This window comes from Mycobacterium sp. (genome assembly GCF_052143115.1).
Classification (GTDB): domain Bacteria; phylum Actinomycetota; class Actinomycetes; order Mycobacteriales; family Mycobacteriaceae; genus Mycobacterium.
In genome coordinates this window covers 1-13,107 of the sequence record NZ_JBKQTQ010000346.1, presented here as the reverse complement: position 1 = coordinate 13,107, position 13,107 = coordinate 1, and the positions used below count along the sequence as shown (strand labels likewise).

The 13,107-nt window shown below is 64.7% G+C and carries 14 protein-coding genes; 12 read left to right on the top strand and 2 right to left on the bottom strand.

The features are described 5' to 3' along the window. Positions 1-125: 125 nt before the first annotated feature. The 7 genes from ACLQI9_RS33110 to ACLQI9_RS33080 all read left to right on the top strand — a co-directional run bounded on the left by ACLQI9_RS33110 (position 126) and on the right by ACLQI9_RS33080 (position 7,299). Positions 126-881, top strand: coding sequence for a deoxyribonuclease IV (locus ACLQI9_RS33110; RefSeq protein WP_442392907.1), 756 nt, complete (start codon positions 126-128; stop codon positions 879-881). 15 nt (positions 882-896) lie between these two features. Continuing rightward, positions 897-1,742, top strand: coding sequence for an alpha/beta hydrolase family esterase (locus ACLQI9_RS33105; RefSeq protein ID WP_442388693.1), 846 nt, complete (start codon positions 897-899; stop codon positions 1,740-1,742). A 47-nt stretch (positions 1,743-1,789) separates the two neighbouring features. Continuing rightward, entirely contained in the window at positions 1,790-3,418 is a 1,629-nt protein-coding gene (locus ACLQI9_RS33100) for an acyl-CoA dehydrogenase family protein (protein WP_442388691.1), read from the top strand. 46 nt (positions 3,419-3,464) lie between these two features. Next, entirely contained in the window at positions 3,465-4,403 is a 939-nt protein-coding gene (locus ACLQI9_RS33095; RefSeq protein ID WP_442388689.1) for a crotonase/enoyl-CoA hydratase family protein, read from the top strand. A 24-nt stretch (positions 4,404-4,427) separates the two neighbouring features. Next, complete coding sequence (locus ACLQI9_RS33090) at positions 4,428-5,150, top strand: PaaX family transcriptional regulator C-terminal domain-containing protein (protein ID WP_442392909.1); 723 nt, start codon at positions 4,428-4,430, stop codon at positions 5,148-5,150. Beyond that, positions 5,147-5,914, top strand: a complete 768-nt coding sequence (locus ACLQI9_RS33085) for a crotonase/enoyl-CoA hydratase family protein (protein WP_442388687.1) — start codon at positions 5,147-5,149, stop codon at positions 5,912-5,914. The genes ACLQI9_RS33090 and ACLQI9_RS33085 overlap by 4 nt, the downstream gene beginning before the upstream one ends. 470 nt (positions 5,915-6,384) lie before the next feature. Further along, the gene (locus ACLQI9_RS33080) at positions 6,385-7,299 is read left to right on the top strand and encodes an N-acetylmuramoyl-L-alanine amidase (protein ID WP_442392904.1); all 915 of its coding nucleotides are present in this window, start codon (positions 6,385-6,387) and stop codon (positions 7,297-7,299) included. 83 nt (positions 7,300-7,382) lie between these two features. Here ACLQI9_RS33080 and ACLQI9_RS33075 read toward each other — a convergent pair whose 3' ends face one another. Then, positions 7,383-7,820 carry a DUF3060 domain-containing protein gene (locus tag ACLQI9_RS33075; protein WP_442392902.1) on the bottom strand — a complete coding sequence of 146 codons (438 nt, stop codon included), beginning with the start codon at positions 7,818-7,820 and terminating at the stop codon, positions 7,383-7,385. A gap of 3 nt (positions 7,821-7,823) precedes the next feature. Then, positions 7,824-8,201 (bottom strand): DUF3060 domain-containing protein, encoded by a 378-nt coding sequence (locus ACLQI9_RS33070; RefSeq protein WP_442392900.1) that lies wholly within the window; start codon positions 8,199-8,201, stop codon positions 7,824-7,826. 185 nt (positions 8,202-8,386) lie between these two features. Here ACLQI9_RS33070 and ACLQI9_RS33065 point away from each other — a divergent pair, with 185 nt between their 5' ends. The 5 genes from ACLQI9_RS33065 to ACLQI9_RS33045 form a co-directional block, all read left to right on the top strand. Continuing rightward, positions 8,387-9,025: a TetR/AcrR family transcriptional regulator gene (locus ACLQI9_RS33065; RefSeq protein WP_442388679.1), complete on the top strand. Its 639-nt coding sequence runs from the start codon at positions 8,387-8,389 to the stop codon at positions 9,023-9,025. Between the two features lie 268 nt (positions 9,026-9,293). Next, the gene (gene rpsL / locus ACLQI9_RS33060) at positions 9,294-9,668 is read left to right on the top strand and encodes a 30S ribosomal protein S12 (protein WP_007167812.1); all 375 of its coding nucleotides are present in this window, start codon (positions 9,294-9,296) and stop codon (positions 9,666-9,668) included. After that, complete coding sequence (rpsG, locus tag ACLQI9_RS33055) at positions 9,668-10,138, top strand: 30S ribosomal protein S7 (protein ID WP_442388677.1); 471 nt, start codon at positions 9,668-9,670, stop codon at positions 10,136-10,138. Before rpsL ends, rpsG begins: the two co-directional genes overlap by 1 nt. A 73-nt stretch (positions 10,139-10,211) precedes the next feature. Then, positions 10,212-12,317: an elongation factor G gene (fusA, locus tag ACLQI9_RS33050; RefSeq protein ID WP_442392898.1), complete on the top strand. Its 2,106-nt coding sequence runs from the start codon at positions 10,212-10,214 to the stop codon at positions 12,315-12,317. A gap of 164 nt (positions 12,318-12,481) precedes the next feature. Continuing rightward, on the top strand, positions 12,482-13,107 hold a 626-nt coding region (locus ACLQI9_RS33045; RefSeq protein ID WP_442392896.1), incomplete at its 3' end, for a GTP-binding protein.

The following is a 13,107-nucleotide window of genomic DNA, read 5'->3' as shown; positions in this document are numbered from 1 at the left end:
GTTCTCCCGGGGCTTTTTTCTATGGCGAGCAGACGCAAGATCGCACGATCGTGGGTCCCGTAGTGCGATTCTGTGTTCCCCCGCAAGCGGGAGGTGCCCCCAGCTCGCCGCACTAGACTGGCCGGGTGCTGATAGGTTCGCATGTCCACTCAGAGGATCCCCTGGCCGCCGCGCAAGCGGACGGCGCCGACGTGGTGCAGTTCTTCCTCGGCAATCCGCAGAGTTGGAAGAAGCCCAAGCCGCGTGACGACGCCGAGACGCTGAAGGCGTCCACCCTGCCCCTGTACGTCCACGCGCCGTACCTCATCAACGCGGCTTCGGCCAACAACCGCATCCGCATCCCGTCGCGCAAGATCCTGCAGGACACCTGCGACGCGGCGGCCGAGATCGGTGCTGCCGCGGTGATCGTGCACGGTGGGCACGTCGCCGAGGACAGCGAGCTCGACGAAGGTTTCCAGCGCTGGCGCAAGGCGCTCGAGCAATTGCAGACCGAAGTTCCGGTGTATCTGGAGAACACCGCCGGCGGCGATCACGCAATGGCCCGCCATTTCGACACCATTGGACGGCTCTGGGATCACATCGGCGACAAAGGGATCGGCTTTTGCCTCGACACCTGCCACGCCTGGGCGGCGGGCGAGGCGCTAATCGACGCCGCCGACCGGATCAAGGGCATCACCGGCCGCATCGACCTGGTGCACTGCAACGACTCCAAGGACACGGCGGGCTCGGGTCGCGACCGGCACGCCAACTTCGGCACCGGGCAGATCGATCCCGAGTTGCTGGTGGCGGTGGTCAAAGCCGCGGATGCGCCGGTGATCTGCGAAACGGCCGACGAAGGCCGCAAGGACGACATCGCGTTTTTGCGTGGGCGGCTGAGCTGAGCGAAACGGACGGCCATGGTCGCGCGGGTCGTGGCACTTCTCGGCGTAGCACTGGTCATCGCCGGCTGCGTTGCCCGGGAAACGGCAAAATCGTCAGCCTTCGCCGAAGGCACCAGCGTGCACACGATCAGCGTCGGCGGACATGACCGCACCTACCGGCTCTACAAGCCGGCGGGATTGCCCGCGTCGGCCCCACTGGTTGTAATGCTGCACGGCGGCTTCGGCAGCGCCGCACAGGCCGAAAGGTCCTACGGCTGGGACGGATTAGCGGACTCGTCCAAGTTCGTCGTCGCCTATCCGGATGGCCTGAACCGGGCCTGGAACGTCAACGGTGGCGGCTGCTGCGGCCGGCCCGCCAAGGAAGGCATCGACGACGTCGGCTTCATCACCGCGGCCGTTGCCGACATCGGCCGCAACGTCAGCATCGACGCCTCCCAGGTCTACGCCGCCGGCATGAGCAACGGCGGCATGATGTCCTACACCCTGGCGTGCGACACGACCCTCTTCGCGGCGATCGGCCCGGTTTCGGGGACACAGTTCGACCCGTGCAGGTCACCGCATCCGGCGTCGGTCATGGCGATTCACGGCACGGCAGATCCGCTGATTCCCTACGGTGGCGGGCCCGGCCGTGGCTTCGTCCACATCAACGGCCCGCCGATACCGGACCTGAATGCGTTCTGGCGCAAGGTCGATCAATGTCAAGCGCCGTCCGTCACGACCAGCGGGTCGGTCACCACCTCGACCGCCGGATGTGCCGACAACCGCAGCGTGGTGCTGATCACCATCGACGGCGGCGGCCACCATTGGCCCGACTTCGCCACCCAGAAGCTGTGGCAGTTCTTCGCCGCTCATCCCCGTTGAGCATTACAGGTCTTGTGCGGTTGTAGAAAAAATGTAACATGATGGGCATGTCAGATACTCATCTCGTCACCAACCAGGTCCCGCCGCTGGAGGAGCACAACCCGGCATCCTCCCCGGTGCTTATCGAGGCTCTGATCCGCGAAGGCGGGCAGTGGGGCCTGGACGAGGTGACGACGGTCGGTGCGATTTCCGGTTCCAAGCAGGCGCAACGCTGGGGCGAGTTGGCCGACCGCAACCAACCGATCCTGCGTATCCACGACCGCTACGGCCATCGCATCGACGAGGTCGAGTACGACCCGGCCTACCACGAGCTGATGCGTACCGCGATCGAGCACGGTCTGCACGCCGCGCCGTGGGCCGACGACCGGCCCGGCTCGCATGTGGTCCGGGCGGCCAAGACCAGCGTGTGGACCGCCGAACCCGGCCACATGTGCCCGATTTCGATGACCTACGCCGTCATTCCGGCGCTGCGCTTCAACCCGGAGCTCGCTGCCGTCTATGAGCCGCTGCTGACCAGCCGGCACTACGACGCCGAGCTCAAGGTGCCGACGACAAAGCTCGGGATGACCGCGGGCATGTCGATGACTGAAAAGCAGGGCGGCTCCGATGTCCGTGCCGGCACTACGCAGGCCACCCGCAACGCCGACGGCAGCTACAGCCTGACCGGTCACAAGTGGTTCACCTCGGCGCCGATGTGCGACATGTTCCTGGTGCTCGCGCAGGCGCCCGGCGGGCTGTCCTGCTTCTTTTTGCCCCGAGTGCTGCCCGACGGCACCCGCAACCGGATGCTGCTGCAGCGGCTCAAGGACAAGCTCGGCAACCACGCCAACGCGTCCAGCGAGGTCGAGTACGACGGCGCCACCGCGTGGCTGGTTGGCGAGGAGGGCCGCGGCGTCCCGACCATCATCGAGATGGTCAACCTGACCCGCCTGGACTGCACGCTGGGCAGCGCAACCAGCATGCGCACCGGGCTGACCCACGCCGTCCACCACGCGCAGCACCGCAAGGCATTCGGCGAGTACCTGATCGACCAGCCGCTGATGCGTAATGTGTTGGCGGACCTCGCAGTTGAGGCTGAGGCCGCCACCATGGTGGCGATGCGCATGGCTGGCGCCACCGACAACGCCATTCGCGGAGACCAGACAGAAGCGTTGCTGCGCCGGATCGGACTGGCGGCCAGCAAGTACTGGGTGTGCAAGCGGTCCGCGCCGCACGCCGTCGAGGCGCTGGAATGCCTGGGTGGCAACGGCTATGTCGAGGATTCCGGCATGCCGCGGCTGTACCGTGAGGCACCGCTGATGGGGATCTGGGAGGGATCCGGCAATGTCAGCGCGCTGGATACATTGCGCGCAGTGGCAACTCGTCCGGAGTGTGTTGACGTGCTGTTTGACGAGCTGGCCAAGAGCGCGGGGCAGGATCCGCGTTTGGACGGCCACATCGAGCGCCTGCGAACGCAGCTCGGCGATCTGGACACCATTCAGTACCGGGCCCGCAAGGTCGCCGAGGACATCTGCTTGGCGCTGCAGGGCTCGCTGCTGGTGCGCCACGGACATCCCGCTGTGGCCGAGGCGTTCTCGGCGACTCGCCTCGGCCGGGAGTGGGGCGGAGCTTTCGGAACCATGCCCTCCGGGCTGGATCTCGCTCCGATCCTCGAGCGGGCAATGATCAAGGGATGACGCGCGCCGGCGACGATGCAGAACGGTGCGGGGGAAAGCGGCGCTCATGACTCATGCGATCAGACCGGTCGACTTCGACAACCTGAAGACAATGACCTACGAGGTCACCGATCGGGTTGCGCGTATTACCTTCAACCGCCCCGAGAAGGGCAACGCAATCGTTGCCGACACCCCGCTGGAACTGTCGGCTCTGGTCGAACGGGCCGATCTGGACCCGGATGTGCATGTCATCCTGGTCTCCGGCACGGGTGAGGGCTTCTGCGCGGGTTTCGACCTGAGCGCCTACGCCGACCGCACCGGCTCAGCCGGTGGCACCGGCGCCTACCAGGCAACAGTGCTGGACGGTAAGACGCAGGCGGTCAACCACTTACCGAATCAGCCGTGGGATCCGATGATCGACTACCAGATGATGAGCCGCTTCGTACGTGGCTTTTCCAGCCTGATGCACGCGGACAAGCCCACGGTGGTCAAGATCCACGGCTACTGTGTGGCGGGCGGTACCGACATCGCCCTGCACGCCGACCAGGTGATCGCCGCGTCGGACGCCAAAATCGGCTATCCGCCAACCCGGGTCTGGGGGGTGCCAGCCGCGGGGCTCTGGGCGCACCGGCTGGGCGACCAGCGCGCCAAACGTCTTCTGCTGACCGGGGATTGCATCACCGGGGCACAAGCCGCCGAGTGGGGCCTGGCAGTCGACGCGCCCGACCCCGAACACCTCGACGAGCGCACCGAACGCCTGATCGAGCGGATCGCCGCGGTGCCGGTCAATCAGCTGATCATGGTCAAACTCGCGCTCAACTCGGCGCTGCTGCAACAGGGCGTGGCCACCAGCCGGATGGTCAGCACGATCTTCGACGGTGTCGCCCGGCACACACCCGAGGGGCACGCGTTCGTCGCCGACGCCGTCGAGCACGGCTTCCGCGATGCGGTGCGTCACCGCGATGAACCGTTCGGCGACTACGGTCGCCGAGCCTCCCAGGTCTGACGGGTCAACACGATGTCAAAATCGCTGACCCGCATGACCGCCCGGTCGGTGGTGCTCAGCGTGCTGCTCGGCGCCCATCCGGCGTGGGCCAGCGCGGGTGAATTGATAAGGCTCACCAGCGACTTCGGCATCAGGGAACCCACGTTGCGGGTCGCGTTGACCCGAATGGTCAGCGCCGGCGACTTGATCCGGTCCGCCGACGGCTACCGACTCGCCGAGCGGCTGCTGGCCCGGCAGCGCAGGCAGGACGATGCCATGCGGCCAAGGCTGCGACCCTGGCGCGGATACTGGACCACTGTGATTGTCACCAGCGTCGGTACCGATCCCCGGACCCGGGCCGCGTTGCGAACTACGCTGCACGACAAGCGTTTCAGGGAGCTGCGCGAGGGGGTGTGGATGCGGCCGGACAACCTCGAGGTCGACCTGGACGCCGAAATGCGTGCCCGGGTGCGGATAGTGCAGGCCCGCGATGACGCGCCCGCCGAGTTAGCCGGGCAGCTATGGGACCTGGCGTCGTGGGCCCGCACCGGTCACCGGCTGCTCGCCGAGATGTCGGAGGCAACCGATGTTCCCGCTCGGTTCATGGTCGCCGCTGCGATCGTGCGCCACCTCTTGATCGACCCGGTGCTGCCGTCCGAATTGTTGCCCGCAGACTGGCCGGGCGCGCGGCTGCGCGCTGCCTACAACAACTTCGCCGCCGAACTGACCGAGCGGCGCGACGGTATCCGATTAGTGGAGGCGACATGAGCGATCCGGTACGCGTAGAACGCAATGGTGCGGTGACCACGGTGATCCTGAACCGGCCGGAGGCCCGCAACGCCGTCAACGGCCCGACGGCTGCTGCGTTGTTTGCGGCGTTCGAGGAGTTCGATCGCGACGACACCGCTTCGGTGGCGGTGTTATGGGGTGATAACGGAACCTTCTGCGCCGGAGCTGATTTGAAGGCGTTCGGCACATCGGAGGCCAACGCGGTACACCGGACGGGTCCCGGCCCGATGGGTCCGACGCGGATGGCGCTGTCAAAGCCGGTAATCGCCGCGGTCAGTGGCTACGCCGTCGCCGGCGGCCTGGAGCTCGCGTTGTGGTGCGACCTGCGGGTGGCCGAGGAGGACGCAGTGTTCGGGGTGTTCTGCCGCCGGTGGGGTGTGCCACTAATCGACGGCGGCACCATCAGGCTGCCCCGGCTGATCGGGCAGGGCCGGGCCATGGACATGATTCTCACCGGCCGCGCGGTCGACGCCACCGAAGCGCTGGCAATGGGACTGGCCAATCGTGTTGTGCCCAAAGGACAGGCCCGCGAGGCCGCCGAGCAGCTCGCCGCCGAGCTGGCCGCATTGCCTCAGCAGTGCATGCGATCGGATCGACTCTCAGCGCTGCATCAGTGGGGGATGACCGAATCAGACGCTCTTGACTGCGAATTCGCCAGCATTTCCCGCGTGGCCGCCGAAGCGACGGAAGGTGCGGGACGTTTCGCTGCCGGCGCCGGCCGGCACGGCGCTGCCGCGGTATAGCGGAGATTGCCCGGCGCGCTTCTGGCGGCGTGACCGACGGCTGCGGCGACGTCGGCCGGTTGCCGTCCTGTCCTTCCGCCGATTAGGTGCGATTTGGACGATTCGAGGCCTGGTAGGAAGCCCGCGGTGACAAGCTCGACGGTGGGATCGGCGGCGGCGGATCGACGCAATACTTATGGAAAGCGTCCGATGGCCGGGGTCCGGCTCCTACTGCCTATTAGAGCGGCCCACTGGGGCCGCGACCCACCGAAAACGATGAGAGAGCAGACGGAACGACATGAGCACGACCGGCAACATGAAGAAAGGAAACGTGAAGAAGAGAGCTGTCGGGAAACCAGGATTGGCCAACTCCGATGACCCCGAGTCGCTGAAGTACCCGCATGATGTGATCGGAATCCGACCGAACGAGAAGCGCGTCGGCTTGTTTAACCAGAGCGCCGCGTCGGGGCGAACCGTCGCGGACCGAATGGATGCTGAACGGTCGGCGGCTTTGTTCTATCACGCGCTGGCCCGGCTCGACTACAGCTCCACCGCCCACCCACCTAGTTGGTACGCCCAGCGGGTCCAGCAATCCCCATACCCTGACCTATACGCAGCGCTTCGCCGAAGCCCTGCGTATCTACACACGATTGGCAAGACACACACGCCACATTGCACGCCCTGATTTCAACGAGCACCCGAAATGGTCGCCCAACTGCTACAGCCGCTGCGGCACCAAAATTGACCTTTGGCTGCTTCACACCGAGGAGGGCAACTCCACCGCCGACCAGCTGGCGGATTACCTGAACATGCCGGCCAGTGAGGTGAGCTATCACTACACAATCTCGGACGACCCGAACGACGGCGGAGTCACCGTCTGCGAGGTGGTTGACACCGACTACGCGTCCTGGAGTGTTAAGAAGGAGTCCAACAAGCGATCGATCAACCTTTGCTTCGCCGGCTCCTGGATCGCATGGACGCGCCAGCAGTGGCTCGACAACGCCGCTAAGGCGATCGACGTCCCCGCCTACTTGGCCGTGCAGGACTGCCAAAAGCGCGGTATCCCAATCAAAGTCATCAAGCCGCCCTATCTGTCGGACCCTCCGGGCATGTCGGATCACCGCTACTGCACAGACCACCTGAAGGACGGGAACACCCACACCGACGTCGGTAACAACTTCCCATGGGATGTGTTTGAGTCTGCGGTCAACAAATCCGCCGGCATTGTCGGACCAGCGCCGTCGCCGATACCGGCCCCGCCGTCGGACGATGCGCATCTAACCAGCGCGGTCGCCGATCTGGTCAAGCGTGTCGCGGCGCTCGAAAAGTCAGCGGCGTCCGCGCCTGCGAAGGCTGCTGCGAAGAAAGCACCCCCAAAAAAGAACGAAATCCCCTGGCGCGGGTGAAAACTGACCTGCGGCATGGCGACCCGGACGCCGTGACTGGTTGAAGCACAGGCCCCGCACTCTCGTCGAAGCGTGTCCGCGGACTAGCTGACCTTGTTGATCGTGTTGCCGTTCCCGAGGTTCTCGACCTTGGGGTTGCCGTCTTTGTAAGTGATCGTGTTGTTGATCCCCACGACGTTGAGTCTCTTGTCGATCTTGTCGATGGTGATCTTGTTGTCGGCACCGCCGATACTCACCGTCCCGCAGGTGCCTTTGACGGTCAGTGTGTTGTTGTTGCCGCCTACGTTGAGGGACTTCCCGTCGCCGCAATCGAGAGTGGTTGTGGTACCGAGCGATCCGTAGTTGATCGTGTTGCCGATGTCGAACTGCGCACCCGTACTGGTCGTCGAGGTCGTCGGGCTCGTCGCGGTGGGGGAGGCGGACCCGCTTGTAGAAGGGACCGCGTTGTTGTTCTTGCTGCCGCAGCCGGCGATCCCGACCACCAACACGAGGGTAGATAGCGTCAGGACGAGCGCGCGCATGCTTTACCCCGCAACCTGGCTGAGGCGATTGGTCATGCCGAGTTCGCGGCCACGGTCCCATACGAATGGCTGGCCACTTTTGTAGAAGACCGACTCGTTAGAGCCGTAGACGGTGATGTCGTGGACGACGTTGTCGGCGACGACGGTGTGACCCGAGCCCATCACCGTCACCGCCCAGTAGGTCCCCAGCGCGTTGACGGTGTTCCGCGTCCCGTCGACGAGCAGCGTGGCGGCATTGCAGTCGATCGTCTGCTCGACACCCTCCCCGGTGACATGGGTATCACCGTTTTTGGCGTGCCCGGTCGGCGCGCCGGCGGTCAGGGTGAATGGAATCGCGATCGCGCAGGCGGCCAAGGCTCGGCATGGCAGTGTCCATTTCACCGCGGGCTCCTCTCGCCATGGCGCGTGATCTGCTGGAGGAGAGCGTACGTGGATTGCCGCGCGGCATGGCCCGCTTCCCCCACATACCGGCCGATCGCAAGCGGCCGGTATTTCCACCTCGGCACCAGCCGCATCGTCGGCAGACTAGAGTTCGTCGCTGATTAGCAACCCGAAGGGCGATCGCCATGGCACCTGAGCCGGAGTCGTCGGCCGGTCGGGGCACCGGGGCGAAGTCTGCGGCCCGGCCGGCCCGACTGAGCCGCGAGATCATCGTCAACGCCGCGCTTACCTTCCTGGACCGGGAGGGTTGGGACGCGCTGACGATCAACGCCCTGGCGACGCAACTCGGGACCAAGGGCCCGTCGTTGTACAACCACGTCGACAGCCTGGAAGACCTGCGCCGCACGGTGCGGATGCGGGTGATCGACGACATCATCACCATGCTGGCCCGGGTCGCCGAAGGACGAGTCGGCGACGATGCCGTGCTGGTCATGGCCGGCGCTTACCGCAGCTATGCCCATCACCACCCGGGCCGGTATTCGGCGTTCACCCGGATGCCGCTGTCCGGCGGCGACGATCCGGAGTTCACTGCGGCCACCAAGGGCGCGGCGGCACCGGTGATGGCGGTGTTGTCGTCCTATGGGCTCGGCACCGAGCAGGCCTTTTACGCGGCGCTGGAATTCTGGTCGGCGATGCACGGCTTCGTGCTGCTGGAAATGACCGGTGTGATGGACGACATCGTCGACACCGACACGGTCTTCTCGGACATGGTGCTGCGCCTCGCGGCCGGCATGGAGCGCCGCAGCGAACGCAGCGCCCAATAGCCCCGTTAACCTGGCACCGGACGGCAACGCCGTCGCTTTGACCTGCCCGACCAGCGGCGGGTATTGTAGTTGCTCGTGCCTGGCGGCTTAAGGCGCTTGACCTAAGGCGCGCACGCCGGGCCAATTCGCATGTCCATGACGCAACGGATGAAATTCTGCGGCGGGAGCATGCGACACACCCGGCCGCGGGGGACTGTGGCAGGGCATAACTGCACTACAGAGACTTGAAACCACCGACAATCGAACTTCAAACATAGGAAGCCGGTAGATGCCAACCATTCAGCAGCTGGTCCGCAAGGGGCGCCGCGACAAGATCGCCAAGGTCAAGACGGCGGCCCTCAAGGGCAGCCCGCAGCGCCGTGGCGTGTGCACTCGCGTGTACACCACGACTCCGAAGAAGCCGAACTCGGCGCTTCGGAAGGTCGCGCGTGTCAAACTGACCAGCCAGGTTGAGGTGACGGCATACATCCCCGGCGAGGGCCACAACCTCCAGGAGCACTCAATGGTCCTGGTGCGTGGCGGCCGGGTGAAGGACCTGCCGGGAGTGCGGTACAAGATCATCCGCGGCTCGCTGGACACCCAGGGTGTGAAGAACCGCAAGCAGGCTCGTAGCCGTTACGGCGCCAAGAAGGAGAAGAGCTGATGCCGCGCAAGGGGCCGGCGCCCAAGCGCCCGCTGGTTAACGATCCGGTCTACGGATCGCAGCTGGTCACCCAGCTGGTCAACAAAGTTTTGATGCAGGGGAAGAAATCCCTGGCCGAGCGCATTGTATATGCAGCGCTCGAACAAGCCCGCGAAAAGACCGGCACCGATCCGGTGATCACACTGAAGCGGGCCCTGGACAATGTCAAGCCGGCCCTGGAGGTGCGCAGCCGCCGCGTCGGTGGTGCCACGTATCAGGTGCCCGTCGAGGTGCGGCCCGAGCGGTCCACCACGCTCGCGCTGCGCTGGCTCGTCAGCTTCTCCCGGCAGCGTCGTGAGAAGACCATGATCGAGCGCCTGGCAAACGAGATCATGGATGCCAGCAACGGCCTCGGGGCCGCCGTCAAGCGACGCGAGGACACCCACAAGATGGCCGAGGCAAACCGCGCCTTCGCGCATTATCGCTGGTAGATAGCGCCGGCGATGAGGCCGGGCGCCAACTGACAGCGAACTGACAAGCAATCGAAAGAGTGGGAAGACTTCTGTGGCACAGAAGGACGTGCTGACCGACCTGACCAAGGTCCGCAACATCGGCATCATGGCGCATATCGACGCCGGAAAGACGACGACGACGGAGCGCATCCTCTACTACACCGGTATCAGCTACAAGATCGGTGAGGTGCACGACGGTGCCGCCACCATGGACTGGATGGAGCAGGAGCAGGAACGCGGAATCACCATTACCTCCGCGGCTACCACCTGCTTCTGGAAAGACAACCAGATCAACATCATCGACACCCCCGGGCACGTCGACTTCACCGTTGAGGTGGAGCGCAGCCTGCGCGTGCTCGACGGCGCCGTAGCCGTCTTCGACGGCAAAGAGGGTGTCGAGCCGCAGTCCGAGCAGGTGTGGCGGCAGGCCGACAAATACGACGTCCCGCGGATCTGCTTCGTCAACAAGATGGACAAGGTCGGGGCCGACTTCTACTTCTCCGTGAGGACCATGGAGGAGCGCCTGGGCGCCAACGCCATTCCGATCCAACTGCCGGTTGGCTCCGAGGGTGACTTCGAAGGTGTCGTCGACCTGGTCGAGATGAATGCGAAGGTGTGGCGCGGCGAGACGAAGCTGGGCGAGACCTACGACACCATCGAGATTCCGGCCGAGCTTGCCGAGAAGGCCCAGGAGTACCGCACCAAGCTGCTCGAGGCCGTCGCCGAGACCGACGAGGCGCTGCTGGAGAAGTATTTCGGTGGCGAAGAACTTACCGTCGAGGAGATCAAAGGCGCGATCCGCAAGCTGACCATCAACTCGGAGGCCTACCCGGTGCTGTGCGGCAGCGCCTTCAAGAACAAGGGCGTGCAGCCGATGCTGGACGCTGTCATCGACTACCTGCCCTCGCCGCTGGACGTGCCGCCTGCCGAAGGTCACGTGCCCGGCAAGGAAGACGAGCTGATCACTCGCAACCCGTCGACCGACGAGCCGTTCTCGGCGCTGGCGTTCAAGGTCGCCACACACCCGTTCTTCGGCAAGCTGACCTACGTCCGCGTCTACTCGGGCAAGGTCGACTCCGGTAGCCAGGTCATCAACTCCACCAAGGGCAAGAAGGAGCGGCTGGGCAAGCTGTTCCAGATGCACTCCAACAAGGAGAACCCGGTGGAGACCGCCTCAGCCGGCCACATCTACGCGGTGATCGGGCTGAAGGACACCACCACCGGCGACACCCTGAGCGACCCCAACGATCAGATCGTGTTGGAGTCGATGACCTTCCCCGATCCGGTGATCGAGGTCGCCATCGAGCCCAGGACCAAGAGCGACCAGGAGAAGCTGAGCCTCTCCATCCAGAAGCTCGCCGAGGAGGACCCGACCTTCAAGGTGCACCAGGACGTCGAAACCGGCCAGACCGTTATCGGCGGCATGGGCGAACTCCACCTGGACATCCTGGTGGACCGCATGCGCCGCGAGTTCAAGGTCGAGGCCAATGTCGGCAAGCCGCAGGTCGCGTACAAGGAGACGATCCGCCGCTTGGTGGACAACGTGGAATACACCCACAAGAAGCAAACCGGCGGCTCGGGCCAGTTCGCCAAGGTGATCATCAAACTCGAGCCGTTCACCGGCGAAGACGGCGCCACCTACGAGTTCGTGAACAAGGTCACCGGTGGCCGCGTGCCCCGCGAGTACATCCCGTCGGTGGACGCCGGCGCGCAGGACGCCATGCAGTACGGCGTGCTGGCCGGCTACCCGCTGGTCAACCTGAAGGTCACCCTGCTCGACGGTTCGTTCCACGAGGTCGACTCGTCTGAGATGGCATTCAAGATCGCCGGCTCGCACGTGCTGAAGAAGGCTGCCGCGCAAGCGCAGCCGGTGATCCTGGAACCGATCATGGCCGTCGAGGTCACCACGCCCGAGGACTACATGGGCGATGTGATCGGCGACCTGAACTCCCGCCGTGGCCAGATCCAGGCCATGGAGGAGCGTAGCGGTGCGCGCGTCGTTCGGGCGCACGTGCCGCTGTCGGAGATGTTCGGCTACGTCGGCGACCTGCGGTCCAAGACTCAAGGCCGGGCGAACTACTCCATGGTGTTCGACTCGTACGCCGAAGTTCCGGCGAACGTGTCGAAGGAGATCATCGCGAAGGCGACGGGTCAGTGACCGAAGACGACGGCGAGTAAGCGAAGCTTACGAGCAAGGAGTCGAGGGTCAGTAACGGCCAGCAACGGAGTAACCTTGCCGGGTCATTGGAATGCCTTGGGCGCGGCACAACTGAAAACACCAACACTGCTTAACAAAGCACCAACAAGTCGGAGGACGCAAAAGTGGCGAAGGCGAAGTTTGAAAGGACCAAGCCCCACGTCAACATCGGGACCATTGGTCACGTTGACCACGGCAAGACCACACTGACCGCGGCTATCACAAAGGTCCTGCACGATAAGTTTCCGGACCTGAACGAGTCGAAGGCGTTCGACCAGATCGACAACGCGCCCGAGGAGCGTCAGCGCGTCATCACGATCAACTTCTCCCAAGTCGAGTACCAGACCGAGAAGCGCCACTACGCGCATGTGGACTGCCCCGGACACGCCGACTACGTCAAGAATATGATCACGGGCGCGGCCCAGATGGACGGGGCGATTCTGGTCGTCTCCGCGGCCGACGGTCCGATGCCCCAGACGCGCGAGCACATCCTGCTCGCCCGTCAGGTTGGCGTCCCCTACATCGTCGTGTTCCTCAACAAGGCCGACATGGTCGACGACGAGGAGCTGTTGGAGCTGGTCGAGGTCGAGGTGCGCGAGCTGCTCAGTGAATACGACTTCCCCGGTGACGACATTCCCTTCATCACCGGCTCGGCGCTGAAGGCGCTCGAAGGCGACGAGAAATCCAAGGAGAAGATCATCGAGCTGGCGGCAGCGCTCGACACCTACATCCCCGAGCCGGTGCGCGAGCT

Excerpts from the sequence above, each read along its gene's own strand:
- ACLQI9_RS33105 (WP_442388693.1), top strand. The coding sequence starts at position 897 with ATGGTCGCGCGGGTCGTGGCACTTCTCGGCGTAGCACTGGTCATCGCC.
- ACLQI9_RS33100 (WP_442388691.1), top strand. The coding sequence starts at position 1,790 with ATGTCAGATACTCATCTCGTCACCAACCAGGTCCCGCCGCTGGAGGAG.
- ACLQI9_RS33095 (WP_442388689.1), top strand. The coding sequence starts at position 3,465 with ATGACTCATGCGATCAGACCGGTCGACTTCGACAACCTGAAGACAATG.
- ACLQI9_RS33085 (WP_442388687.1), top strand. The coding sequence starts at position 5,147 with ATGAGCGATCCGGTACGCGTAGAACGCAATGGTGCGGTGACCACGGTG.
- ACLQI9_RS33080 (WP_442392904.1), top strand. The coding sequence starts at position 6,385 with ATGCTGAACGGTCGGCGGCTTTGTTCTATCACGCGCTGGCCCGGCTCG.
- ACLQI9_RS33075 (WP_442392902.1), bottom strand. The coding sequence starts at position 7,820 with ATGCGCGCGCTCGTCCTGACGCTATCTACCCTCGTGTTGGTGGTCGGG.
- ACLQI9_RS33065 (WP_442388679.1), top strand. The coding sequence starts at position 8,387 with ATGGCACCTGAGCCGGAGTCGTCGGCCGGTCGGGGCACCGGGGCGAAG.
- rpsL (WP_007167812.1), top strand. The coding sequence starts at position 9,294 with ATGCCAACCATTCAGCAGCTGGTCCGCAAGGGGCGCCGCGACAAGATC.
- rpsG (WP_442388677.1), top strand. The coding sequence starts at position 9,668 with ATGCCGCGCAAGGGGCCGGCGCCCAAGCGCCCGCTGGTTAACGATCCG.